Consider the following 22504-nt stretch of genomic DNA (forward strand, 5'->3'; position numbering starts at 1 on the left):
CGAGGATGGATCAGGACTTCGACTTGCGCAGGCTGTCGACGAACTTGATCAGTTCGACCACCGGCTCATAGTCCTTGTGGCTGGTCGCCGCATAGGGCTTGGCCTTGCCTTCATAGATCTTGTTGAAGGTCTCCGGATCGTTGGTGGCGAGATCGAGCACCGCCTTGCGGATCGCCGCCTTGAGGTCTTCCGGCATGTCAGACAGATAGGCCATCGGCGAGTTCACGATCAGGTCCGACTTCAGGATGATGCGGAAGTCCGCGGCCTTGACCATGCCCTTGCGGTCCATCCGCAGCAGGTTGGATTCGTCCTCGGTGTTCCACCAATTGAACGCCGCATCGCAAGTGCCCTGAGCGACGCCGATCACCGCATTCTCGTGGCTGCCGGCGTAGATCACCTTGGCGAAGAACTTGTCGGGATCGATCGACATCTTGTTCATCATGAAGCGCGGCACGTTGTTGCCCGAGGTCGAATTCGGGTCGACCAGGCAGAGGTTCTTGCCCTTGAGGTCTTCGATCTTCTGGTAGGGCGAGTCCTTCTTCACATACAGCACCGAGTGATAGCCCTTGGAGCCGTCACCGTTGACCTCGATGGCGAACGGCTCGACCTTGGCGCCGACCAGATAGGCGCGGGCGTAGGACGCCGGGCCGTACATGCCGATGTGGATGTTGCCGGCGCGCTGGCCTTCGATCACCGCGGCGTAGTCGTTGGCGATGCGGAGTTTCACCGGCACGCCGAGCTGCTTGGTGAGGTAGTCGGTCAGCGGGGTCCAGCGGGTGGTGGTGCCCGAGGCGTTCTCGTCCGGGATCTTGCCGAACACCAGTTCGGGATATTTCGCCTTCCAGTCCTGCGCCGGCGCGGCGTGCGCCGTGAACGCCAGCGCGGCAGCGGCGGCGACGAGAGTACGGAGCTTGATCATGACGTTTCCTGTCTCTTCAAGTCGATGAACGGTCGAAACACGGCAACCGCACGCGGTCGCGCCGCACGCGGTGCCGGATAGGGGAGACGGCGAACGATCGCCGCCGGGATCAGGCCACGGCGACGCCGGCCAATGCGGGGGCGGGAAGGCCGTGCGGCACGTGCGATGCGGTGCCGAGTACTTCGTCGGCTTCGAGGTCGTAGAGTTCGCGTGCGATCTGGTCGGTGAGCGCGGCCGGCGCGCCATCGAACACCACGCGGCCGGAGGCCATGCCGATCAGCCGGTCGCAATAGCTGCGGGCCAGATCGAGCGAGTGCAGATTGCACAGCACGGTGATGCCGAAGTGCTTGTTGATGCGCAGCAGCGCATCCATCACGATCTTGGTGTTGCGCGGATCGAGCGAGGCGATCGGCTCGTCGGCGAGCACGATATCGGGCTGCTGCACCAGGGCGCGGGCGATCGCGACGCGCTGCTGCTGACCGCCGGAGAGCTGGTCGGCGCGCTGCGCCGCGTAGGACGCCATGTCGAACTGATCGAGCGCCGAGATCGCCAGGGCGCGATCCTGCTCGGGCCACATCTGCACCAGCGAGCGCCACGACGGCACTTCGGACAGCCGGCCCATCAGCACGTTGGTCAGCACGTCGAGCCGGCCGATCAGGTTGAATTGCTGGAAGATCATCGCCGAGCGTGCGCGCCATTGCCGCAGCTCGCGGCCCTGCAGCGCGGTCACATCGATGCCTTCGAACAGGATGCGGCCCTCGGAAGGCTCCGCCAGCCGGTTCAGCATGCGCAGTAGAGTCGACTTACCTGCGCCGGATCGGCCGATCACCCCGACGAAGCTGCCGCGCTCCACCGAAAACGATGCGCCATCTACGGCGGCTTTGCTGCCAAAACGGCAGGTCAGACCCTCAACTACCAGCATGCGCTGCTCCCGAAACAGGTTCGGGAGGAATCGCTAACGCCGTTGTTTTGCAACCGTGTGACAGTCGATGTAGTTCCGCCGACATATCAAGGTCTTCGCTACGTCATCGATGCGTCACGACGACGTCATGAGCGACGCCGATGACAGGCTCAACCCCAATCATCGCGCACGAGAAACCCATGGCTGCGAAACTGCTAACGGTCGCGCCGACCGTCGATCCGACCGCCAAGCTGCACGACGTCTCGCTGGGCGCCTATTGCGAAGTCGGCGCCCGCACTATCCTGAACGAAGTGGCGATGGGCGATTACTCCTACGTCGTCAACGACTCGCAGATCACCTACACCAGCATCGGCAAGTTCTGCTCGATCGCGGCGATGACCAGGATCAACCCCGGCAATCACCCGATGCAGCGCGCCACCCAGGCGCACTTCACCTACCGCGCCAGCACCTATTTCGAGGGCGAGAGCGACGACGCCGAGTTCTTCGCCTGGCGCCGCGCCCATCATGTCGAGATCGGCCACGACGTCTGGATCGGTCACGGCGCCATCGTGCTGCCGGGCCGCAACATCGGCACCGGCGCGGTGGTTGCGGCCGGCGCGATCGTCACCCGGGACGTGCCCGCTTACACGATCGTGGCCGGCAATCCGGCGCGGCCGATCCGCCGGCGTTTCTCCGAGGAACAGGCGGAGCGTTTGGTGGCGCTGGCGTGGTGGAATTGGGACCACGAAGCGTTGCGCAAAGCGCTACCCGACTTCCGGAAATTGTCAGTGGACGAATTCCTCGACCGATATGAAGGTGCGGCCAAAGTGCAGCCGTCGGACCGGGAGCCGGCGACCGAACAGCAGGTGATGGGATGAGCGAGATCGCGATCGAAGGTGGCCGGACGCTGGTTGGCGACGAGATTGCCGAGGCCTCGCTGCAGATCGCCGGCGGCGCCATCGCCGCGGTCGGCTCCGCCGCCAGCAACGCGGCGATCCGCATCGATGCGCACGGCCTGCTGGTGCTGCCTGGGATCGTCGATCTGCACGGCGATGCCTTCGAGCGGCAGATGATGCCGCGGCCGGGCGTCGACTTTCCGATCGATGTCGCGCTGATCGACAGCGACCGCCAGGCGATCGCCAACGGCCTGACCACGGTCTTTCATGCCGTCACCTGGTCGTGGGAGCCCGGCCTGCGCAGCGCCGACAACGCTCGCCGGATGCTGGACGCGATCGATCTGACCAAGCCGCTGCTCTTGGCCGACACGCGGATTCATCTGCGCCACGAAACCTTTAATCTCGATGCGGTCGACGAGATCGCGCAATGGATCGGCGACCGCCGCGTCGATCTGTTCGCCTTCAACGATCACATGGACTCGACGCTGGCGAACCTCGCCAAGCCGCAGAAGCGGAACCGGATGGTCGAGCGCACCGGTCTGTCCGACGACGAATTCGATCGGTTGGTCGAACGCATCGCGGCGCGTGGCGACGAAGTGCCACAGGCAAATCGGCGCCTCGCCGCCATCGCACGAGAGGTGTCGATGCCGATGCTGTCGCACGATGACGACACGCCGGCGATACGGCAGGGCTACCGTGATCTCGGCGTCGGCATCGCCGAATTCCCCACCACCGAGGAGACCGCACGCGATGCGGCGCTGCACGGCGACTTCATCGTGTTCGGCTCGCCGAACGTGGTGCGCGGTGGCAGCCACACCGGCTGGACCAAGGCGGCCGACATGATCGCCAAGGGACTGTGCTCGGTGCTGGCCTCCGATTACTACTACCCGGCGCCGCTGCTGGCCGCGTTCCGGCTGGTGCATGACGGCATCCTGCCGCTGGAGCAGGCCTGGAAGTTGATCTCGGAAAACCCCGCCAGCGCCGCAGGTCTGTCTGAGCGCGGCACGATCGCGAGCGGCCAGCGCGCCGACGTGCTGCTGGTCGACGATCGCGTCGCGCTGCGGCCGCGGATCGTCGCGGTGATCGCCGGCGGCCGGCTGGTGCATGTCGACGATCCGGAGCGGTTCGTGATCACGCGCAAACTGCCGCACCCGGCTGGCGTTGCCGCTTGATCTGACGTTATCATCATCGGTGATGTCGAATTTTCCACGCTACGCGATTTACTATCTGCCCGCCGCAGGGAGCGCTCTGGCGCAGTTCGGGTCGGCGATGCTCGGTTACGATGTCGTCTCCGGCGACGATGTCCCGTTCGGCGAGGCGACTGCGTGCATCGCGGACTGGCGCGACATCACCGCAGACCCGCGGGGCTACGGCTTTCACGCCACCCTGAAGGCGCCGTTCGGTTTGAGCGGCGGCCGCAGCGAAAGCGATCTGCTGTGGGCCTGTGCGACCTTCGCCGAAACGCCGCGCGCAATTCCGCAGATCGCGCCGGTGATCCGTCCGATCGGCCGGTTCATCGCGCTGGTGCCCGAGGGGCCCTCGGAGACGCTGCAGCAACTCGCCGCAGACTGCGTCCGCGACTTCGACGAGTTCCGGGCACCGCTGTCGGCGGAGGATCGCGCCCGGCGCAAGCCGGAACGGTTGACGCCCGAGCAGGTCGGCTATCTCGACCGCTGGGGCTACCCTTATGTGATGGACGAGTTCCGGTTTCACATGACGCTGACCGGCGCGCTCGATCCGGCTCGCCATGACGAACTATTGGCGCTGCTGCGCGGACAGTTTGCGGCTACCGGCATCGACCGGATCGCGATCGATCGGATCGCGGTGCTGCGCCAGGACGCGCGCGGCGCACGCTTCAAGAGCATCGCGCAATTCGAATTGCGTAGCGCTGATTATTAGCGCTCGAGAACGGCGCCGAGCCAGTCGCTGACCGCCTCCGGCATGGCGGCGACCCGGCCGGGCCAGGGACCGGTGGCGAAGCCGACATGGCCCCCTTCATCGGGCTGCCACAACGTCACCATCTCGCCGACCTCGTCCTGGGTCGGCAGTGAGACGGCCGGCACGAACGGGTCGTTGCGCGCGTTCACCACCAGCGCCGGGATCGTGATCTTGTGCAGATGAGGCTTGGACGAGGCGCGGGTCCAGTAATCGTCGACGCCGGTGAAGCCGTGCAGCGGCGCCGTGAAGGCGTCGTCGAATTCGCGCAAGGTTGTTGCCCGTTGCACCCGTTCGCGGTCGAACAGTCCCGGATGTTGCTGCCACTTCGCCAGCGCATTTGGAATCATCGTGCGCAGGAAGTGCCTTGTGTAGATCAGGCGGTTGACGCCGCTGTCGATCGCAGCACCGGCGGCCACCAGATCGATGGGCGCTGAGACCGCCGCGACCGCGCGCGCGATTTCTGTAGCGCCCCTCCCGGCTTCCTCCGCCCAGCGCAGCAGCGCGTTGCCGCCAAGCGAGACGCCGGCGGCGAGCACCGGCGCGTCGGCGCGGTCGCGAATCCGCGCCAGCAGCCAGCCGACCTCCTGGAAGTCGCCGGAGTGGTACGAGCGCGGCGCCAGATTGAGTTCGCCCGAGCAGCCGCGAAAATGCGGGATCGACAGCCGCCAGCCACGCGCCAATGCGCCTTGGGCGAAGGCGATCGCGTAGCGGCTCGCCGACGATCCTTCGAGGCCGTGAAACAGCACCAGCCACGGCGCATGATCGGGGCCGGGCAGATGATCGATGTCGATGAAGTCGCCGTCGGGCGCCCGCCAGCGTTCGCGGTTGAGCTTGATGGCTTGTGAGGCCCGCGGCTGCGCGAACAACGTCGGCCAGATGGTTTGCAGATGGCCGCCGGGCAGCCACCACGGTGCGCGATAGGATCGCAGATCGGTCATATCGAATGAGGCAAAGGAGCGGGCAAACAGACACAGGACGCGCGAAGGAGGCCTAGCTATCCACCCGCACCGTGACGAGTGCAACTGGTCGCGTCAATGCCGCGCCAGCTTTGCATTTGCAACTGGCGTCCGCTGCAGCCGCTATGTCGCAGTTGTTGTCGGGCCGGCATCGCCGTAAGCTTCGTCCGATAAAGATAAGCGACCGGCGCCGACGCGGCCCGGATCGCACCACGAGGAAACCGCCATGAAGGTCGCCGACACAGCTCCCTTCCGCAACCTGTCGCCCGACGAGTTGGAATGGCTCGCCGCCGCCGAATGGGCGCAGGCCGAATCGCTCAGCGACGCTCCGAAGGGACTGGTGATGCAGTCCGCCACCGAGATGCATGCGCGCGCCAAGCTGAAGCGCATCCTGCTCAGCCAGGTCCCGACGAAGCACTAGGATCTGGAGCTTCGAACAGTCCGTTCGAGACCGGCTCTCTGTGCGGTAACTTCGTCCGCTGTGCGCGCGACAAGAATCTAGAACTTTCGTCGGCGTCGCTCGACGCTACCCTCGAACTTGCATTTGCCATTCGAGGGTTCTGTTCAGGACGTGAGTTGTGGTGTGGGGGGGGCGACGCCAGAGATAGTTTTCGATTTAATCATTGCGTGGTCATTCCAGCGAATCGATTAGCAATCGAGGAAAGGCCGGTCGCATAAGCCAAATCCGTTTGCGAGGTGCTTGCCGATCAGCGCGAGACAGCTCCCGAAATCGCGCCTGTGATCAGGTCGCTGTCCAGTCTTTTGTTCGGTCGCGCCTGTGTACTGGCATGCTCGATCGTCGCAAGAATTGCGACGCCGGCTATGGTGGCCCCGAACGTCGCCGGGCGCGTGACAAAGGATGGTCGCAGGCTGCGTGAACCGATAGTTGACTGGTCTGCGTGGGCGCGCCCACAACGAGCCGATGACCAGTGCCTCGCTCTCCGTCTGTCCGGTTGGCCCCGGCGCCTATGTGGTGGCGATCGCGATCGCGGCACCGCTCACGGTCCGGCTCGGCGGCGCCCTGTCGGCGCGGCTTCGGCCTGGGCGTTATCTGTATTGCGGTTCGGCCTATGGGCCGGGCGGACTGCAGGCCCGGCTCGCGCGGCATTTTCGCAAGGACAAATCGATCCGTTGGCACGTCGATCAATTGACCACGGCCGGCGAGGTCAAAGGCGCCTGGGCCATCGCGCTCGGCAACGAATGCGCGCTCGTAGATCGGCTCGGATTTCTTCCGGTGCCGATCGAGGGATTCGGCGCCACCGATTGTGCGCACTGCCGCAGTCATCTGCTGTGCTGGCCATCGCGCGTACCTGCCCGCGCCATTCGCGCCGCGCTGGCCGCGGGCGGCGAAGCGCCGGTGTGGCTGCGGGTAAGCGCTACGCCCCGGTCTCGCGCCTGATCCAGCCGAGATACTTCTCTGCGCCGGCGGTCACCGGGAGCTGGATGATCTCCGGGGTGTCGTAGGAGTGCAGCGAGGTGATCAGGTCGCGCAGGGCGGCGAATTTCGTCGGCAGGGTCTTGAACAGGAGCAGTTGCTCGGCGTCGCTGGTGATCTTGCCGTCCCACCAATAATGGCTGGTGATGGCCTGGATCTGGACGCAGGCGGCGAGCCGGGCCTCGAGTGTTGCGACTGCCAAGCGTTCCGCTTCCTCCTTGTTCGGCGCCGTCACCATCACCACGCAGGCCTCGCCCTGATCCATCGCCGCGCTCCTTGGCTTCGATTTGATCCGACGCGTTGCAGGCCGCGCCGGTTGTTTGCTAGGCGCAAGTGGTTCCCAGTCAGCTTCGGAAGGTCCGTCATGCCGATTTACGGCTTCGTCTGCAACAAATGCGGTCACCAGTTCGAGACGCTGCTGTTCTCCGGTGAATCCGCGGTGTGCCCGTCCTGCGAGAGCACCAGCCTCGAGCAGCAATTGTCGCTGATCGCCAGGCCCGCCAAGGGCGGGCCGGAGGCGCCGATGTGCGACGGCAAGGGGGGCTGTGGCGGTTGCTGCATGCCGGACGTCTGCGCCTAGCCGGTCGGACGGCTCCCGCTGGGGACGCCGCGTCTGCCGGAAGGAACGATCCTGCGCTTCAGGTCGTTTGCACGCCGACGAGCAACCCTCCGAGGCATGCCAGACATGACGCAGATCACCCGTACGTTCGACAGTGCCGCACAGGCCAAGGCCGCAGTCGCCGAACTCAAGCAGCGCGGCTTCAACCGGGTCGAACTCGTCGAGGTACCCGATCGTCGCGGTCCGAGCGGCGGCGGGGCCGTCGTGCGGGTCGAGCCGCCGTTTGGGTCAGCGCTCGCCGCCACGACCATTCTCGATGGTCATAGTGGCAGCCGGGCCGGCGCCGCCAGCCCCGCTGCGCCGCCTCCCGCGCAGCCGGCGAAGACCGAGTTGCAGTCTGCGCCGGCCGCCAGCAGACCAACAGCCTCGGCTGCCACACTAACCGCCGCGCCGGCGCGCCCGGCACTGCCGCAGGAGCGTCGCGAGGAGCTGCGGGGCGGTCCCCGCACGGTGTCTGAATGGCTTGGGATTCCGGTGCTGATCGATTCCAATACCTTCTTTTCCGGCTTCCCGTTGCTGCTGAGGCGGCCGCGTAAATCTGCTGCCGCAAACGCATCTCCCGCGACCAAGCCCGAGTGATCCGGCGGATTTGTCGCCGGCTTTCGACGGCCTCCCTGCTTCCGTCCGCGGATTCTGCTTGCTAGCATCCGCGTCGCCTCGCCGCCCGGCGGGGACCACGACATCAGCGACCCGATGACGTGCGCTGCGCGCCAGCCGGCGTGCGCGCCGCATGCGGCAGGAGTGCAGGCCATGAAGCTCACCAGTCCCGACATCGCCGAAGGCGCCACCATCACGCACGAGCAATTGTTCAACAGCTTCGGCTGCACCGGCGCCAACGTCTCGCCGGCGTTGAGTTGGAGCGACGCGCCCGCCGGCACCAAGAGCTTCGCGGTGACGATGTACGATCCGGACGCACCGACTGGCAGCGGCTGGTGGCACTGGGTGGTGTTCAACATTCCGGCCACGACGACGTCGTTGCCGAAGGGCGCGGGAGATGTCGCAAAGGGCTTGATGCCAGAAGGCACGATCCAGGGCCTGACCGACTTCGGCGTGCCCGGTTACGGCGGTCCGTGCCCGCCGCCGGGTGACAAGCCGCACCGCTACCAGATCACAGTGTTCGCGGTCGATGTCGAAAAGCTGCCGAACGCCGGCGCCACGGCGATGCCGGCGCTGGTCGGCTTCGACCTCAACTTCCACACCCTGGCGAAGACGACGATCACCGGACTGTTCGGGCGTTAAGCCCGAGCAGATGCCATCCTGTTCGCTGCTGATGCCGGATTGCTCCGGTTATCAGCAACGACGGGATTGAAGCGTAAGGGCCAGGACGACCGAGACCGCGCCGGTCGTCTCGAAGGCGCTGTGATCAGTTGCTGGCTTCTGAGCTTCGGCTTGACGAGCTGCGCGTAATCGCGGCGGCCGGTCCGCTCGAAAGGCAGGGAATCTGGCGCCATGATCCGTCGGGTGCGCGTTCGTAGGAGCTGCATCCCGACGCCGTCGCTGCGGCCTCGCCGGCGTTGCGCTGATCCTGCTGACCGCGCGCCAGTGCCGGTGCGGCAGAGAGGCTCGACGCGACCAGCGCGCCGGCAAACAAAGCGGTCGTCCAAAGATTGGTAGTTCGCATGTCCGGTCCTCCGTTATCGGAAACGCGGACGGAGTCCTGACGCGCGAATGTGACGATTTCTTGCAAATTGCGGCCGTCGCCGCGATCTTGCCTTAACGATCAACAAACAGCGCGGGCGCTCAGTGCGCCCGCGCACCATGGAACTCAGCGCGACAGCACAATGCGGCCTGCGGTGGTGCGGTCCTGCCAATGATGGCGTACCAGTTCCGGGTCGACGTGGTGTTCCACCGGCCAGCCGACGCACAGATAGGCGATGAACTTCCAGGTCGGCGGCACGTCGAGCTCGGTGGTGATTGCGTCTGGATCAAGGATCGATACCCAGCCGACTCCGAGGCCGAGCGTCCGCGCGGCGAGCCAGAACGTCTCGATCATCGCCACCACGGAGTAATCGAGCGCCTCGGGCATGGTCTGGCGTCCGACGCCGAGGCCCTGTGCGGTGGTGCGGTCGCAGAACAGCGCGAATTGCCGCGGCGCGACATCGATGCCTTCGAGCTTGAGCTTAGCGTACAGTGCCGCGCGCTCGCCCTGATACGCGCTCGCCGCGATCTCGTTGCAGCGCAGGAAGTTGGCGCGAATCCGCGCCCGCGTCTCGGCCGAGTCGACGCTGATCCAGCGCCACGGCTGGCTGTTGCCGACCGAAGGGGCGAGCTGGGCAAGATCGAGCAGTTGCTCGATCAGTTCCGGCGCCACGGAATCGGTCTTGAAGCGGCGGACGTCGCGGCGCCATGCGATCAGTTCGGCGAACTTGTCCCTAAACGCTTCGTCGAATACTGGCGGATTGGCGTTGGCGGCGGCGATCTCGGCCGGGTCGGTCATCGCCGCCACTTTGGTCAGCGCCGAACTCACAGCTTACCTGCCAGTACGTCGGCGAGATCGGCAACATCGGTGAGTAGCCGCGAGGCGGCGCGCACCAGAGGCACTGCGAGGATCGCCCCGGTTCCTTCGCCGAGCCGTAGCCGGAGATCGAGCAGCGGCGCGGCATCCATCGCCTGCAGCGCGAGATCGTGGCCGCGTTCGGCCGAGCGGTGGGCGAACACGCAATAGTCGCGCGCTTCCGGCGCCAGTCGCACCGCGACCAGCGCCGCGGCGGTGGCGATAAAGCCGTCGATGATCACCGGGCGGCGCTGCGAGGCAGCACCCAGCACGGCCCCGGCCATCATGGCGATCTCGAGCCCACCGAATTCAGCCAGCACCTCGAGCGGCGCGGTTGCGGTGCTGCGGATTGCCGCCTTTTCGATCGCCGCCTTCTTCTTGGCCATGCCGTCGGCGTCCTGACCGGCGCCAATCCCGATGCTCTGGTCGAGCGGCGCCGGGCCGAGCCGGTGCAGCAGCAGCGACGATGATGCCGTGTTGCCGATCCCCATCTCGCCCAGCGCGATCACGTCGGCCCCTGCCGCGATCTCGGCGCGCGCCAGTTCGGCGCCGCGGTCCAGCGCCTGACCGGCCTCGGCGACGCTCATCGCCGGCTCGCGCGCCGCATTGCCGGTTCCCATCCGCACCTTGGCGTCGATCAGGTCGGGATGTTTCGGCAGGTCGGCGGCGACGCCGGCGTCGATCACCCGGACATCGACATGGTTGGCTGCCGCGAATGCGTTGGCGGTGGCCTTGCCGGCCAGATAGGTCATCACCATCGCGACCGTCACGGCCGACGGATATTGCGAGACGCCTTCTTCGGTCAGGCCGTGATCGCCGGCGAACACCATCAGCACCGCGTTGTCGGCGCGCGGCGGCTCCGGATGCCGCATCAAAGCGAGCTCGATCGCGAGATCTTCGATCCGCCCGAGCGAGCCGAGCGGCTTGGCCTTGCCGTCCACCCGCGCTCGCAAGGCTGCTTTCAGCGACGCGTCGACCGGTGTGATCGAGGGCGGCTGCCAGGTGACGAGAGTGTCGGTCGGCATCGGACGGTCCTTTGGTTCGGCAAGGCGCGCAACTGACTCAAACGCGGAAGCTCGGTCAACACCACCTTCGCGTTGTTGACCCGCAACCGCGTCGCAGCTAGCGTGCCAAGCGATGGTCCTTCCGTCAGGAAGGTGAAAAGGGAAGCCGGTGGGAGGCGCGGTGCGTCTCGATCCCGGAGCTGCCCCCGCAACTGTAAGCGACGAGCCATTGCCGAGGCCACTGGGAATTCCTGGGAAGGCGGCGAATGGCGGCGACTCGCGAGCCAGGAGACCTGCCATCGCGTATTGTGCTTTGAAGGCGTCGTCGGGGCGGGGTGCACCGGACGGAAGCAGCGCGGTTGGCAAAGGCCTCTCCCGTGCGTTCCGACAAAGCTCGATAGCTGCCGCGATGATTCGAGCCCGATGGATTCCCAGCCCCCCGCCGATGTGAGCGCCGATCCGCCGCGCGTGCTGCCGAGCGCGCCCGTGATGGTCAGCGTCTGCACCACCTGCAAGACGATCGACGGCGTCGCCGTCGGTGCGCCGATGCTGGAAGCGGTCCGCGCCGCGCTGGCGGGTTCCGCAAGCGTGCAGGTGCGCGCGGTGCAATGCCTGTCCGCATGCAAGCGCGCCGCCACCGTCGCTGTGTCGAGCGAAGGTGGCTACACCTTTGTGTTCGGTGATCTCGATCGCGCGAGCGGTGCCGACGCGGTCGCGACGTTCGTGGCTTCCTATCAGGATAGTCACTACGGTCTGGTGCCGTGGCGGCAGCGTCCAGAAGTCCTGCGCAAGGGCACCGTTGTCCGCCTGCCGCCGCCGCAATGGTCTCCCGATGATGGGCGGGCGCCGGCATGAGCGCGCTGATCTCCACCCTGGTGCTCGGCGGCGCGCGCTCCGGCAAATCGGTGTTCGGCGAACGGCTGGTCGCCGAGAGTGGCCTGGCCAGGATCTATCTCGCGACCGCGACCGCCAGCGACGACGAAATGTCCGATCGCATCGCGCATCACCGCGCCCGTCGTGGCGACGGCTGGACCACGATCGAGGAACCGCTCGGGCTGGTCGATGCGCTCACTCAGCACGCCGGCCGCGGCCGCGCCGTGCTGGTCGATTGCCTGACACTGTGGCTGTTCAACCTGATGGAAGCCGGCCGCGATCCAGAGGTCGAGGCCAGGCGGCTGGCGCGTTATCTCGGCGTCGCCGCCGGTCCGATCGTGCTCGTCTCCAACGAAGTCGGCCTCGGCCTGGTGCCGGAGACGCCGCTCGGCCGTGCCTTCCGCGACGCGCAAGGCCGCCTCAATCAGACCATCGCTGCCGCCGTGCCCAATGTCGCCTTCATCGCCGCCGGCCTGCCGCTGTGGCTGAAACGCCAAACAGGAGAGTAGTTCATGACCGCCCGCGTTCCCGTCACGGTGCTCACCGGCTTTCTCGGCGCCGGCAAGACTACGCTGCTGCGTGCGCTGCTGAACCAGTCGAGCGGTCGTCGTATCGCGGTGATCGTCAATGAATTTGGCGATGCCGGTTTTGACGGCTCGCTGGTCGAGGATTGCGGCGCGTCGGTGTGCGCGCCGGGCGATATCGTCGAACTCACCAACGGCTGCATCTGCTGCACCGTGGCGGACGATTTCATTCCGACGATGGAGAAGCTGCTGAACCGCGACACGCCGCTCGACGCCATCGTGATCGAGACCTCCGGGTTGGCGTTGCCGCAGCCGCTCCTCAAGGCATTCGCCTGGCCGGCGGTGAAGACCCGCGCCACCGCCGACGGCGTCGTCACCGTGGTCGACGCGCTGGCGCTGAGCGAGGGCCGCGTGCCGCTCGACGATGATGCCGTGAAGGCGCAGCGCGACGCCACGCACGACGATCCGATCGAGGAAGTGTTCGAGGATCAGCTCGCCTGCGCCGATTTGGTGGTGCTGTCGAAGAGCGATTTGGTGGATCCCGAGCAACTCGCCGCGCTCGAAGCCAAGCTGGCGAGCCGGGTGCGGCCGAATGTCCGCATCGTCCGCTCGCATGGCACGCTGGCGCCGTCGGTGTTGATCGGGCTCGATGCCGAAGCCGAAAACGATCTTGCGTCCCGCACCGGCCATCACGCCGAAGGCGAGGAACACGATCACGACGATTTCGACTCGCTGGTGATCACCCCGCAGCCGGCAGAGACGCTCGACGCCATGAAGGCCCGCGTCGGCGATGCGCTCGGTCTCGACGGCGTACTCCGTGTCAAGGGCCATGCCCGCGTTGCCGGCAAGCCGGCGCCGGTGGTGGTGCAGGCGGTCGGCTCCCGGATCGATCTGGCGTTCGCCCGCCCCGATGCCGAGCGCCCCGACCATCTGGTGGTTATCGGCCTCAAGGGTTTCGACGCCGACGCCGCGCGGCGCGCGCTGGCGGGATAGTCCATGTCGCCTTCCGTCATTGCGAGCGAAGCGAAGCAATCCAGAACTTTCGGGCTCGGAGCTGGATTGCTTCGTCGCTTCGCTCCTCGCAATGACGGAGAGAACATGGTGCTCGTGCCACCAAGGCCCCTCGCATGCACCTGAAGCTCGACACCAGCGTCAGCATCGACGACGGCGATGTCGCGCGCGATCTGCAGCAGTCGACGGCCGATATCGTGGTGTTGTCGGCGGCTGATAGCGATCTGGCGGCATTCGGTGCAGCGCGGGCCGGGATGCCGGACGACTATCCGACGCTCCAGCTCACCAATTTTCTAGCGCTTGGCCATCCGGCTTCGGTCGACCTCTATGTCGAGCGCACGCTGGCGAAGGCCAAGCTGGTGATCCTGCGGATGCTCGGCGGCGAAGCCTATTGGCCGCACGGCGTCGACAGTTTGCGGCGCGATGCGCTGGCACGTGGCGCGCAGTTCGTCTGCATTCCGGGCGAGATGGAGTGGAATGCGGAGCTCGCGGCGCGCGGTACTGCCGATCTCGACGACGCTCACGCGCTGTGGCGCTATTGCAGCGAGGGCGGCGTCGACAACATCCGCCTGGCGCTGCGCTACGCCGCCTGGATGATCCTGCGCGACGATTGCCCGCCACCGGCGCGGCCGATGCCGGCCGCTGGGTTCTGGCCGGCCGAGCCGCCGTCATCGCCGCGCCGCCGCGCGCTGGTGATCTTCTATCGGGCGCTGGCGGCGAGCGGTGATACCGCGGCGATCGCGGCGCTGCGAGATGCGCTGACCGCGCGCTGCCTCGACCCCGTCTGCGTCTTCGTTACCAGCCTGAAGGATGCACGCTCGATCGCGTTTCTACGCAGCGTGCTGACCGCGACGCCGCCCGACGTCATCGTCAACGCCACGGCGTTCGCGACCGCCACCGCAACGGACGAGTCCGGAGTCCTCGCGTCCGCAGACTGTCCGATCCTGCAGGTGGCGCAGGCCGGAGTGACGCGCGAGCACTGGGAGCAATCCGGCCGTGGCCTCAATCCGCGCGACCTCGCCATGCATGTCGTGCTGCCGGAAGTCGACGGCCGCGTGTTCGCTGGCGCGGTGGCGTTCAAGCAGCGCGGCGGCGACGCTGAATTTGCGCCGACCGTGTATCAGCCGCTGCAGGATCGGATCGACGCGGTGGCGGATCTGGCGCGGGCCTGGGTGCGGTTGCGGCATTTGCAACGCGATCAGCGCCGCGTTGCCATCGTGCTCGCCAACTATCCGAACCGCGATGGACGGCTCGGCAACGGCGTCGGTCTCGACACCCCGCAATCGCTGCACGACCTGCTGTTCACGCTGCGGACCGAAGGTTACCTCACCGGCGAGCTGCCTGCCGACACCGCTGCGCTGATGGATCGGCTGCAGCACGGTCCGACCAATGAACTGAATGACCGAGCGGCGCGGGATGGCGGCGTGAGCTGGCCGGTTACGGACTATGCGGCGGCGTTCGAGGGATTGCCGCAGGCGGTGCGCGACACAGTGACGGCGCGGTGGGGGGCGCCGGAGGACGATCCGTATGTCGCGGATGGGGTTTTCCGTCTCGGCCTGCATCGCTTCGGCAACATCCTGGTCGGCGTGCAGCCGGCGCGTGGCTATGCAATCGATCCGAAATCGAGCTTCCATGATCCGGAGCTGCCGCCGCCGCATCACTATGTGGCGTTCTATCTATGGCTGCGGCAGGCGTTCGGCGCCGATGCGGTGATCCATCTCGGCAAGCACGGCAATCTCGAATGGCTGCCGGGCAAGAGCGCCGGGCTGTCGCGCGACTGTTTCCCTGTGGCGCTGCTCGGGCCGCTGCCGCATCTCTATCCGTTCATTGTCAACGATCCTGGCGAGGGCATCCAGGCCAAGCGGCGCAGTGCCGCGGTGATCGTCGATCATCTGACGCCGCCGATGACCCGCGCCGAGCTGCACGACGAGATGGCGCGGCTGGAAGCGCTGGTCGACGAATATGCGATGGCGGCCGATCTCGATCCCAATCGCGCGGACGCGATCGCCGAGGACATCATCTCGCTGGCTCGGGCGACGCGTCTCGACGAAGACGTTGCGATCGATCGCGACACTGCGACGCTCGATGCGCTGCGGGCGATCGACGCGCATCTGTGCGATCTGAAAGAGATGCAGATCCGCGACGGCCTGCACGTGTTCGGCCGCACGCCGCAGGCATCCCAGCGCGACGAGCTGCTGGTATCGATTGCGCGGTTGCCGCGCTCCGAACTGAAGCCGCAGGACGCCTCGCTGCATCGTGCGCTGGCACGAGACCTCGGACTGACGGCTAGCGACCGAGCCGAATTCGATCCGCTGACCCGTGACCTCGCGACGCCTTACATCGGCACCCGCCCGGCCGTTCTCGCGGCGCTGAGCGATCGGCCGTGGCGGACGAGTGGCGACACCGTCGAGCGCGTCGAGATGCTGGCGCTGCAACTGGTGTCGACTCTTCATCAAGCCGCCCCCTCTCCCGCGAGGGGCGAGGCTGAGCGGCCTCAGTCGCTGCCGCATACTCAGCCCGTGCTTGACTGGATCGCCGCGTCGCTGCGTCCGGCGATCGAAGCGTCCGGCGATGCCGAGCGCGAGGCGTTGCTGCGCGGGCTCGATGGACGGTTCATTCGGCCGGGGCCCTCCGGGGCGCCGACCCGCGGCCGTCCCGACGTGCTGCCCACGGGACGCAATTTCTTCGCAGTCGATGTCCGCGCGGTGCCGACACCGTCGGCGTGGCGAATCGGCCAGCTCGCCGCCGAGCGGCTGGTCGAGTCCTATTGGCAGGAAGCCGGCGAGTGGCCGCGCTCGATCGCGCTGTCGGCGTGGGGCACCGCAAATATGCGCACCGGGGGCGACGACGTCGCCCAGGCGCTGGCGCTGATCGGCGTTCGGCCGACCTGGGAAGACGCCACCGGCCGCGTCACCGGTTTTGCGATTGTGCCGTTGTCGGAGCTGCGGCGGCCGCGCGTCGACGTCACCTTCCGCGTCTCAGGGCTATTCCGCGACGCCTTCCCGGTGCAGATGGATCTGATCGCCAGTGCGGTCGCGGCGGTGGCAGCGTTGGACGAGCCCGCCGACGCCAATCCGATCGCCGCGCAGGTCCGCCTCCGCAGCGAACAATTAGTTCAGAGCGGCGTCGATCCCGAGCTGGCGAAAAAGCAGGCCGGCGCGCGGGTGTTCGGCGCGCGGCCCGGCAGTTACGGAGCCGGGTTGCAGGCGATGATCGATGACGGCGGCTGGAATAGCCGCGATGATCTTGCGGGCGCTTACCTCGCCTGGGGCGGCTACGCCTATGGGGCGGGGCAGGACGGCGCCGAGGCGACCGATGCGTTCGCGGCCCGGCTGAAGGCGGTCGATCTGGTGGCGCAGGCGCAGGACAACCGCGAGCACGACATTCTCGACTCCGACGATTACTACCAGTTCATCGGCGGCCTCACCGCGACGGTGGAAAGTCTGCGCGGACAGGCGCCGCGGATCGCTCATGTCGACACGTCGCGGCCCGAAGCGCCGCTGCCGCGGACGCTGGCGCACGAGATTTCGCGCGTGGTGCGCGGTCGCGCGGCCAACCCGAAGTGGATCCAGGGCGTGATGCGCCACGGCTACAAGGGCGCCTCCGAAATCGCCGCCACGGTCGATTATCTGTTTGGCTTTGCGGCCTCGACCGATGCCGTCGGCAACCGCCATTTCGACCTGCTGTTCGCCGCTTATCTGGAAGACGACGCGGTGCGCGAGTTTCTGCAGGACGCCAATCCGGCGGCACTGCGCGATATCGTGGCGCGGTTCGACGAGGCGATCCGACGCGGGCTGTGGACGCCGCGCTCCAACCGCGCCGCCGACCTGCTCGCCGAAATTCTCACTCCGAAGGAAGCTGCATGACCGATCCACTGTCCGACCGCGACGAAAACACCCGCCACGCCGAGAAGGCGAAGAAGCGGAAAGCCGCGCACGACAAGAAGCTGTCAGGAATGACCGACAGCAAGGGCCTGATCATCGTCCACACTGGCACTGGCAAGGGCAAGACTTCGGCGGCGCTCGGCATGGTGTTCCGCCACATCGGCCACGGCATGCCGGTCGGCGTGGTGCACTTCACCAAGTCGGAGAAATGGAACACCGGCGAGGCCAAGCTGCTGGCGAAGTTTCCGGAGCTCGCGACGTTGCACATCATGGGCGAGGGCTTCACCTGGGAGACCCAGGACCGCGAACGGGACATCGCCGCGGCGCGGGCCGGCTGGGAGCGCGCCAAGGAGCTGATCCGTGACGATCGCCATCGCATGGTGCTGCTCGACGAGTTGAACATCGTGCTGCGCTACGACTATCTGCCAATCGAGGAGATCGTCGCGGTGCTGCTCGACGAGAAGCCGGCCGACAAGCACGTGGTGATTACCGGCCGCAACGCCCACCCGGCGCTGATCGAAATCGCCGATCTGGTGACCGACATGACCCTGGTGAAGCACCCGTTCCGCTCTGGCGTGAAGGCGCAGAAGGGCGTTGAGTTTTGAGCGGGCGGCAGAAGCCCAAGTACGTCATTCCGGGGCGCGAGCGCCAGCTCGCGAACCCGGAATCTCGACATTTAGAGCACCTCGGGATTCCGGGTCCGCGCCTGTCGGCGCACCCCGGAATGACGGCCACGTGGTGAGAAAACTGCGATGACTGTTACCCCCGCGCTGATGATCCAGGGCACCTGCTCCAATGCCGGCAAGTCGACGCTGGTGGCGGGGTTGTGCCGGGCGCTGGTGCGGCGGGGGCTGAAGGTGGCGCCGTTCAAGCCGCAGAATATGTCGAACAACGCTGCGGTGACGGTCGACGGCGGCGAGATCGGCCGGGCGCAGGCGGTGCAGGCGCGGGCAGCAAAGCTGCCGCCGACCGTGCACATGAACCCGGTGCTGCTGAAGCCGGAGACCGACACCGGCGCGCAGGTGATCGTGCAGGGCAAGCGCTTCGGCCGGCTTGGCGCGCAGCACTTCCTCGCCAAGAAAGCGGCGCTGATGCCGCACGTGCTGGACAGCTTCGCGCAGCTCGCACGCGACGCCGATATCGTGCTGGTCGAAGGCGCTGGTTCGCCGGCGGAGATCAATCTGCGCGCTGGCGACATTGCCAATATGGGCTTTGCCCAGGCAGCGAATGTGCCGGTGGTGATTGCCGGCGACATCGAGCGAGGCGGCGTGATCGCCAGTCTCGCCGGCACCCATCTGGTGCTCGACGATGCTGAGCGGGCGCTGGTGCAGGGCTATCTGATCAACAAATTCCGCGGCGACATGCGGCTGTTCGATCATGGACTGACGGCGATCACCGGATTGACCGGTTGGCCATCGCTCGGTGTGGTGCCGTGGCTACCATCGGCCGCCTTGCTGCCGGCCGAGGACGCGGTCGATCTCGACCGGGCGCAGGCATCGACTGCCAAGCGCATCATCGCCGTGCCGATGCTGGCGCGCATCGCCAATTTCGACGATCTCGATCCGCTCGGAATGGAGCCCGGCGTCAAGCTGGTGTTCGTGCCGCCTGGCACGCCGATTCCAGCCGAGGCCGACGTGGTGATCATTCCCGGCAGCAAGTCGACGCTGGGCGATCTCGCCTTCCTGCGTGCGCAGGGCTGGGACGTCGACATCGCGGCCCATGTCCGCCGCGGCGGACATCTGCTCGGACTGTGCGGCGGCTACCAGATGCTCGGGCGCGGCATCGCCGATCCGGACGGCGTCGATGGTGTGCCCGGCACAGTCGAGGGGCTCGGCCTGCTCGACACCGTCACCACAATGCAGGGCGACAAGTCGACTACGCTGGTGCGTGGCACGCATGGTGCGACCGGGGCACCGGTCGAGGGCTACGAGATTCATCTGGGGCGCACCGAGGGCCCCGATTGCGCGCGGCCGGTGGTGACGATCGAGGGCCGGCCCGATGGCGCGATCTCGCGCGATGGCCGGGTGCAGGGAACCTATCTGCACGGCCTGTTCACGAACGATGAGTTCCGCCGCGCCTGGCTGGCTGGTCTCGGCATCGCCTCGCAGCTCGCCTATGAGGCGCAGATCGAAACCGCACTCGATGCGCTAGCCGACCACCTCGAAGCGCATCTCGACGTCGAGCGGATGATTGCAATCGCGCGCGGCCGTCAGAGCACCAACGCCAGCGCCGCGTAGATCGCCGCCTGCAGGCCGCAAGCCGCGATCATCACCCGCAGCGCGCGGCCGATATCGGCCGGGGTTGCCTCGCTACGTGCTTCGGCGTTGAGATAAGGATCGTCGGTGATCTTGCCGCCGTAGCTGCGCGGGCCCGCGAGCGCGACGCCGATCGCCGCGGCCATCGCCGATTCCGGCCAGCCGGCATTCGGCGAGCGATGCTTGCCGGCGTCGCGCCGCATCACCGTGATCGCTTGCCTGACCGAGCCGCGGACGATCGGCGCCGCCAGCGCGATCAGCAGGCCCGACAGCCGTGCCGGAACTAGATTCAGGACGTCGTCGAGCCGCGCCGCGGCCCAGCCGAACGAACGGTGCAGCGGCGTCAGATGCCCGATCATCGAATCCGCGGTGTTGATCGTCTTGTAGATCAACAGACCCGGCAGCCCGAATAGCGCCAGCCAGAACACCGGTGCGACCACGCCGTCGGAGAAATTCTCGGCGCTGGATTCGATCGCGGCGCGGCAGACACCGGCTTCGTCCAGCGTCTGCGGATCGCGGCCGACGATCAGAGATACCTTCTCACGCGCGTCCTTGAGACCACCGGCGGCGAAGGCGTCGCGCACGCGCGCGACGTGATCGTACAGGCTGCGCTGCGCGATCAGCGTCGCGGCCAATACGGCCGCGATGATCCAACCGCCAGGCAATTGCCGCAGCGGCGCTTCCAGCAACAGGCCGACCAGTCCTGCGACCGCGATCAAGAAGATCACCGCGACGATGCCGGCGATCTTCTTGGTGCGCTCCGCCCAGTCGTCGCGATTGAGTGTCCGATCGAGCCAGCCGATCAGCGTGCCGATCAACACCACCGGATGCGCCAGCCGCTTCCACAGCCAGTCGGGATCGCCGATCAGCGCGTCGAGCTCGAGTGCGACCACGACGATCAGCAGCGCGTGGGAATCCAGCAACATGTCAACGCTCCACGCGGATCAACTCCTCGGTCAGCCGATCGAGCGCATCGGCGAGCATCGGCCCGCCGCACACTGTCAGCCGCTCCGGCACCGTAATCCGCTTCGAGGGCGGATAGAAGCGTTGCAGCGCCGGGTGCAGCACAAAGGCGCGGCCTTCGTCCTCGGCAAAATCGCTGTCTTCCGAGATCAGCAGAAAGTCCGGCCGCAGCGCCACCACCGCCTCCAGCGAGGCGAAGCCGCCGCGTTGCAAGCCGAGACCGCTTGCGGCATTGCCGAGCCCGACGGTGTCGAGCAGCGCGCTGATCAGGCTGTCGCGGCCTGACACCCAGCCGCGCCGTGCCAGCGGCAGCACGGTGAGCCGCGTACGCGACGCGGCTTGCTTGGCACGCGTCACCGCAGCGTCGATACGAGCGATCGCGGCGCCGGCGCGTTCGGGATGGCCGAGCAGGTCCGCCATCTGCCGGATTTGCGCCTTGGCTTCGTCGATCGTTTTGACCGAATCGAATTCGGCGACGCGCTGACCCATCTGCTTCAGTAGTTCGCGTGTGGCGCGTTTGGTGTATCTGCCGCCGACGACGATGTCGGGCTTCAGCATGAGCACTTCTTCGGCCTCGCCCGAGAGCTGCGGAAAACGAGCCGCCTCGGCGGCGAGGAACGAGCGATCGGCATCGCGTGCATACGGGCTGAGTCCGAGGATCTGATCGGGATCGGCGAGCGTCAGCAGCAACTGATCGGTGCAGGCGTTGATCGATACCACCTTCGGCGCCGCGGCTGCGCTCGCAGCGCCTGCGACACTCGCAACTAACAGCATCATCAATCCGGCTAAAACACCGCCGAACCTCTCGCGCTTTGGTCGCGATGGTGGCAAGACACGGTGATGAAGCACGGCGGCGATCTCACGGCGGCGATGGCACGGCACGGCGGCGATGCCGCCGACTGGCTCGATCTCTCCACTGGCATCAATCCGCGGCCCTGGCCGATTCCGGATATCGCTGCGGATGCGTGGCTGCGTCTGCCGTCGCAGGCCGACGAGACCGCGCTGTGCGATGCTGCGCGCCTGGCCTACGAGGTGCCCGATGAGTCCGGCATCGTCGCCGCTGCCGGCACCCAGGCGCTGATCCAATGGCTGCCGTATCTCGCCGCACCTGGCGGCGTTGCGATCGTCGGGCCGACTTATGCGGAGCACGCGTTGGCTTGGCGTAACGCTGGGCGCGAGCTGGTTGGCATCGCTTCGCTCGATGACATTCCGGAGCAGGCCCGCCACGCGGTCGTGGTGAATCCGAACAATCCCGACGGCCGCGTCGTCGCACCAGACACCTTGCGCCGCGCAGCTGCGCAACTGCGCCGGCGCGGCGGCTGGCTGGTGGTCGACGAAGCCTTCGCCGACGTTGATCCGTCGTTCAGTGCGGCATCGCTCACGCCCGAGCTGCCGATCGTCGTGTTGCGTTCGTTCGGCAAGTTCTACGGCCTTGCCGGCGTCCGGCTCGGATTTGCGATCGCGGGTGAGGCGACTGCTCGGCGGATCGCATTGGCGCTCGGGCCGTGGAGCTGTTCCGGGCCGGCGCTGCGGATCGGCGCCGCGGCGCTGCGCGATCAAGCGTGGACGATCGAAACCCGCGACGAACTGCGCGAACAGGCGACGCGGCTCGACGACGTGCTGCGCGTCGGCCGACTCGAAATCGTCGGCGGAACGCCGCTGTTCCGGCTGGCGCGTCACGCCGAGGCACATCGGTTGCACGAAGCGCTGGCGCAGCAGCGGATCTGGTGTCGCAGGTTCGATTGGGCCGACGATCTGCTCAGGTTCGGCCTGCCTGCCGACGCGGCCGGGCTCGATCGGCTCGCAGCCGCGCTCGCCGCGCCCTTGTAGCG

The 22504-nt window shown here is 66.9% G+C and carries 23 protein-coding genes and 1 riboswitch; of the genes, 15 read left to right on the plus strand and 8 right to left on the minus strand.

The genetic code is table 11. From position 1 onward, the window contains the following. Positions 1–10: 10 nt before the first annotated feature. Together phnD and phnC are read right to left on the minus strand one after the other, a co-directional pair. A complete protein-coding gene (gene phnD / locus HZF03_RS03545; RefSeq protein ID WP_011156266.1) occupies positions 11–919 on the minus strand; it encodes a phosphonate ABC transporter substrate-binding protein in 909 nt (302 codons plus the stop codon). A gap of 109 nt (positions 920–1028) precedes the next feature. Further along, on the minus strand, positions 1029–1841 hold the full coding sequence (gene phnC, locus HZF03_RS03550; RefSeq protein WP_011156267.1) for a phosphonate ABC transporter ATP-binding protein: 813 nt from the start codon (positions 1839–1841) through the stop codon (positions 1029–1031). A gap of 179 nt (positions 1842–2020) precedes the next feature. On the opposite strand from phnC, the gene HZF03_RS03555 reads away from it, so the two are divergent. Genes HZF03_RS03555 through HZF03_RS03565 form a run of 3 tightly spaced genes read left to right on the plus strand, consistent with a single transcriptional unit; the run spans position 2021 to position 4615 of the window. Beyond that, the gene (locus HZF03_RS03555) at positions 2021–2698 is read left to right on the plus strand and encodes a transferase hexapeptide repeat family protein (protein WP_119017450.1); all 678 of its coding nucleotides are present in this window, start codon (positions 2021–2023) and stop codon (positions 2696–2698) included. Next, on the plus strand, positions 2695–3888 hold the full coding sequence (locus HZF03_RS03560) for an alpha-D-ribose 1-methylphosphonate 5-triphosphate diphosphatase (protein WP_119017451.1): 1194 nt from the start codon (positions 2695–2697) through the stop codon (positions 3886–3888). Before HZF03_RS03555 ends, HZF03_RS03560 begins: the two co-directional genes overlap by 4 nt. 22 nt (positions 3889–3910) lie before the next feature. Then, positions 3911–4615, plus strand: a complete 705-nt coding sequence (locus tag HZF03_RS03565) for a DUF1045 domain-containing protein (protein ID WP_119017452.1) — start codon at positions 3911–3913, stop codon at positions 4613–4615. On the opposite strand, the gene HZF03_RS03570 is transcribed toward HZF03_RS03565, so the two are convergent. After that, a complete protein-coding gene (locus HZF03_RS03570) occupies positions 4612–5592 on the minus strand; it encodes a YheT family hydrolase (protein ID WP_119017453.1) in 981 nt (326 codons plus the stop codon). The two genes, HZF03_RS03565 and HZF03_RS03570, sit on opposite strands and share 4 nt — an antisense overlap. A gap of 244 nt (positions 5593–5836) precedes the next feature. Between HZF03_RS03570 and HZF03_RS03575 the strand changes: the two genes are divergently transcribed. Both HZF03_RS03575 and HZF03_RS03580 read left to right on the plus strand, forming a co-directional pair. Beyond that, positions 5837–6031, plus strand: a complete 195-nt coding sequence (locus tag HZF03_RS03575; protein ID WP_011156272.1) for a hypothetical protein — start codon at positions 5837–5839, stop codon at positions 6029–6031. 501 nt (positions 6032–6532) lie between these two features. After that, on the plus strand, positions 6533–7009 hold the full coding sequence (locus tag HZF03_RS03580; RefSeq protein WP_119017454.1) for a GIY-YIG nuclease family protein: 477 nt from the start codon (positions 6533–6535) through the stop codon (positions 7007–7009). Here HZF03_RS03580 and cutA read toward each other — a convergent pair. Then, entirely contained in the window at positions 6987–7310 is a 324-nt protein-coding gene (gene cutA, locus HZF03_RS03585; RefSeq protein WP_011156274.1) for a divalent-cation tolerance protein CutA, read from the minus strand. The genes HZF03_RS03580 and cutA overlap by 23 nt on opposite strands. A gap of 99 nt (positions 7311–7409) precedes the next feature. Between cutA and HZF03_RS03590 the strand changes: the two genes are divergently transcribed. The 3 genes from HZF03_RS03590 to HZF03_RS03600 all read left to right on the plus strand — a co-directional run bounded on the left by HZF03_RS03590 (position 7410) and on the right by HZF03_RS03600 (position 8903). Further along, complete coding sequence (locus HZF03_RS03590; RefSeq protein WP_012494414.1) at positions 7410–7625, plus strand: FmdB family zinc ribbon protein; 216 nt, start codon at positions 7410–7412, stop codon at positions 7623–7625. A gap of 105 nt (positions 7626–7730) precedes the next feature. Beyond that, positions 7731–8243, plus strand: coding sequence for a hypothetical protein (locus tag HZF03_RS03595; protein WP_119017506.1), 513 nt, complete (start codon positions 7731–7733; stop codon positions 8241–8243). Positions 8244–8357: 114 nt separating this feature from the next. Then, entirely contained in the window at positions 8358–8903 is a 546-nt protein-coding gene (locus HZF03_RS03600) for a YbhB/YbcL family Raf kinase inhibitor-like protein (RefSeq protein WP_179906257.1), read from the plus strand. Between the two features lie 526 nt (positions 8904–9429). Here HZF03_RS03600 and bluB read toward each other — a convergent pair. Both bluB and cobT read right to left on the minus strand, forming a co-directional pair. Continuing rightward, positions 9430–10101 carry a 5,6-dimethylbenzimidazole synthase gene (bluB, locus tag HZF03_RS03605; protein ID WP_179906259.1) on the minus strand — a complete coding sequence of 224 codons (672 nt, stop codon included), beginning with the start codon at positions 10099–10101 and terminating at the stop codon, positions 9430–9432. Positions 10102–10127: 26 nt separating this feature from the next. Next, the gene (gene cobT / locus HZF03_RS03610; protein ID WP_119017456.1) at positions 10128–11183 is read right to left on the minus strand and encodes a nicotinate-nucleotide--dimethylbenzimidazole phosphoribosyltransferase; all 1056 of its coding nucleotides are present in this window, start codon (positions 11181–11183) and stop codon (positions 10128–10130) included. A gap of 96 nt (positions 11184–11279) precedes the next feature. Next, positions 11280–11477, plus strand: a riboswitch (cobalamin riboswitch). Positions 11478–11585: 108 nt separating this feature from the next. On the opposite strand from cobT, the gene HZF03_RS03615 reads away from it, so the two are divergent. The 6 genes from HZF03_RS03615 (at position 11586) to HZF03_RS03640 (ending at position 19691) form a co-directional block, all read left to right on the plus strand. Continuing rightward, positions 11586–12017: a DUF1636 domain-containing protein gene (locus tag HZF03_RS03615; RefSeq protein ID WP_012494419.1), complete on the plus strand. Its 432-nt coding sequence runs from the start codon at positions 11586–11588 to the stop codon at positions 12015–12017. Beyond that, positions 12014–12544, plus strand: a complete 531-nt coding sequence (cobU, locus tag HZF03_RS03620; RefSeq protein WP_011156281.1) for a bifunctional adenosylcobinamide kinase/adenosylcobinamide-phosphate guanylyltransferase — start codon at positions 12014–12016, stop codon at positions 12542–12544. Before HZF03_RS03615 ends, cobU begins: the two co-directional genes overlap by 4 nt. Before the next feature lie 3 nt (positions 12545–12547). Continuing rightward, entirely contained in the window at positions 12548–13552 is a 1005-nt protein-coding gene (gene cobW, locus HZF03_RS03625; RefSeq protein WP_012494420.1) for a cobalamin biosynthesis protein CobW, read from the plus strand. Positions 13553–13686: 134 nt separating this feature from the next. After that, on the plus strand, positions 13687–17436 hold the full coding sequence (gene cobN, locus HZF03_RS03630) for a cobaltochelatase subunit CobN (RefSeq protein ID WP_119017457.1): 3750 nt from the start codon (positions 13687–13689) through the stop codon (positions 17434–17436). Next, positions 17433–18059 carry a cob(I)yrinic acid a,c-diamide adenosyltransferase gene (cobO, locus tag HZF03_RS03635; protein WP_119017458.1) on the plus strand — a complete coding sequence of 209 codons (627 nt, stop codon included), beginning with the start codon at positions 17433–17435 and terminating at the stop codon, positions 18057–18059. The genes cobN and cobO overlap by 4 nt, the downstream gene beginning before the upstream one ends. A gap of 147 nt (positions 18060–18206) precedes the next feature. Further along, on the plus strand, positions 18207–19691 hold the full coding sequence (locus HZF03_RS03640) for a cobyric acid synthase (protein WP_119017459.1): 1485 nt from the start codon (positions 18207–18209) through the stop codon (positions 19689–19691). Here HZF03_RS03640 and cbiB read toward each other — a convergent pair. Both cbiB and HZF03_RS03650 read right to left on the minus strand, forming a co-directional pair. Further along, positions 19664–20635, minus strand: a complete 972-nt coding sequence (cbiB, locus tag HZF03_RS03645; RefSeq protein WP_119017460.1) for an adenosylcobinamide-phosphate synthase CbiB — start codon at positions 20633–20635, stop codon at positions 19664–19666. The genes HZF03_RS03640 and cbiB overlap by 28 nt on opposite strands. Before the next feature lies 1 nt (position 20636). Next, positions 20637–21449: an ABC transporter substrate-binding protein gene (locus tag HZF03_RS03650; protein WP_119017461.1), complete on the minus strand. Its 813-nt coding sequence runs from the start codon at positions 21447–21449 to the stop codon at positions 20637–20639. A 63-nt stretch (positions 21450–21512) separates the two neighbouring features. On the opposite strand from HZF03_RS03650, the gene cobD reads away from it, so the two are divergent. Continuing rightward, entirely contained in the window at positions 21513–22502 is a 990-nt protein-coding gene (gene cobD, locus HZF03_RS03655; protein ID WP_119017462.1) for a threonine-phosphate decarboxylase CobD, read from the plus strand. Positions 22503–22504: the final 2 nt, after the last annotated feature.

The sequence above is a fragment of the Rhodopseudomonas palustris genome (genome assembly GCF_013415845.1).
Classification (GTDB): Bacteria; Pseudomonadota; Alphaproteobacteria; order Rhizobiales; family Xanthobacteraceae; genus Rhodopseudomonas; species Rhodopseudomonas palustris_F.

Bases quoted from the DNA above. Each gene is read 5' to 3' on its own strand.
- bluB (WP_179906259.1), bottom strand. From the start codon at position 10,101: ATGACCGACCCGGCCGAGATCGCCGCCGCCAACGCCAATCCGCCAGTA.
- HZF03_RS03570 (WP_119017453.1), bottom strand. From the start codon at position 5,592: ATGACCGATCTGCGATCCTATCGCGCACCGTGGTGGCTGCCCGGCGGC.
- HZF03_RS03580 (WP_119017454.1), top strand. From the start codon at position 6,533: ATGACCAGTGCCTCGCTCTCCGTCTGTCCGGTTGGCCCCGGCGCCTAT.
- HZF03_RS03555 (WP_119017450.1), top strand. From the start codon at position 2,021: ATGGCTGCGAAACTGCTAACGGTCGCGCCGACCGTCGATCCGACCGCC.
- cobO (WP_119017458.1), top strand. From the start codon at position 17,433: ATGACCGATCCACTGTCCGACCGCGACGAAAACACCCGCCACGCCGAG.
- HZF03_RS03565 (WP_119017452.1), top strand. From the start codon at position 3,911: ATGTCGAATTTTCCACGCTACGCGATTTACTATCTGCCCGCCGCAGGG.
- HZF03_RS03560 (WP_119017451.1), top strand. From the start codon at position 2,695: ATGAGCGAGATCGCGATCGAAGGTGGCCGGACGCTGGTTGGCGACGAG.
- HZF03_RS03595 (WP_119017506.1), top strand. From the start codon at position 7,731: ATGACGCAGATCACCCGTACGTTCGACAGTGCCGCACAGGCCAAGGCC.
- HZF03_RS03600 (WP_179906257.1), top strand. From the start codon at position 8,358: ATGACGTGCGCTGCGCGCCAGCCGGCGTGCGCGCCGCATGCGGCAGGA.
- cobD (WP_119017462.1), top strand. From the start codon at position 21,513: ATGAAGCACGGCGGCGATCTCACGGCGGCGATGGCACGGCACGGCGGC.
- cobN (WP_119017457.1), top strand. From the start codon at position 13,687: ATGCACCTGAAGCTCGACACCAGCGTCAGCATCGACGACGGCGATGTC.
- phnD (WP_011156266.1), bottom strand. From the start codon at position 919: ATGATCAAGCTCCGTACTCTCGTCGCCGCCGCTGCCGCGCTGGCGTTC.
- HZF03_RS03640 (WP_119017459.1), top strand. From the start codon at position 18,207: ATGACTGTTACCCCCGCGCTGATGATCCAGGGCACCTGCTCCAATGCC.
- cobU (WP_011156281.1), top strand. From the start codon at position 12,014: ATGAGCGCGCTGATCTCCACCCTGGTGCTCGGCGGCGCGCGCTCCGGC.
- HZF03_RS03575 (WP_011156272.1), top strand. From the start codon at position 5,837: ATGAAGGTCGCCGACACAGCTCCCTTCCGCAACCTGTCGCCCGACGAG.
- cutA (WP_011156274.1), bottom strand. From the start codon at position 7,310: ATGGATCAGGGCGAGGCCTGCGTGGTGATGGTGACGGCGCCGAACAAG.
- phnC (WP_011156267.1), bottom strand. From the start codon at position 1,841: ATGCTGGTAGTTGAGGGTCTGACCTGCCGTTTTGGCAGCAAAGCCGCC.
- HZF03_RS03615 (WP_012494419.1), top strand. From the start codon at position 11,586: ATGGATTCCCAGCCCCCCGCCGATGTGAGCGCCGATCCGCCGCGCGTG.
- cobW (WP_012494420.1), top strand. From the start codon at position 12,548: ATGACCGCCCGCGTTCCCGTCACGGTGCTCACCGGCTTTCTCGGCGCC.
- cbiB (WP_119017460.1), bottom strand. From the start codon at position 20,635: ATGTTGCTGGATTCCCACGCGCTGCTGATCGTCGTGGTCGCACTCGAG.
- HZF03_RS03590 (WP_012494414.1), top strand. From the start codon at position 7,410: ATGCCGATTTACGGCTTCGTCTGCAACAAATGCGGTCACCAGTTCGAG.
- HZF03_RS03650 (WP_119017461.1), bottom strand. From the start codon at position 21,449: ATGATGCTGTTAGTTGCGAGTGTCGCAGGCGCTGCGAGCGCAGCCGCG.
- cobT (WP_119017456.1), bottom strand. From the start codon at position 11,183: ATGCCGACCGACACTCTCGTCACCTGGCAGCCGCCCTCGATCACACCG.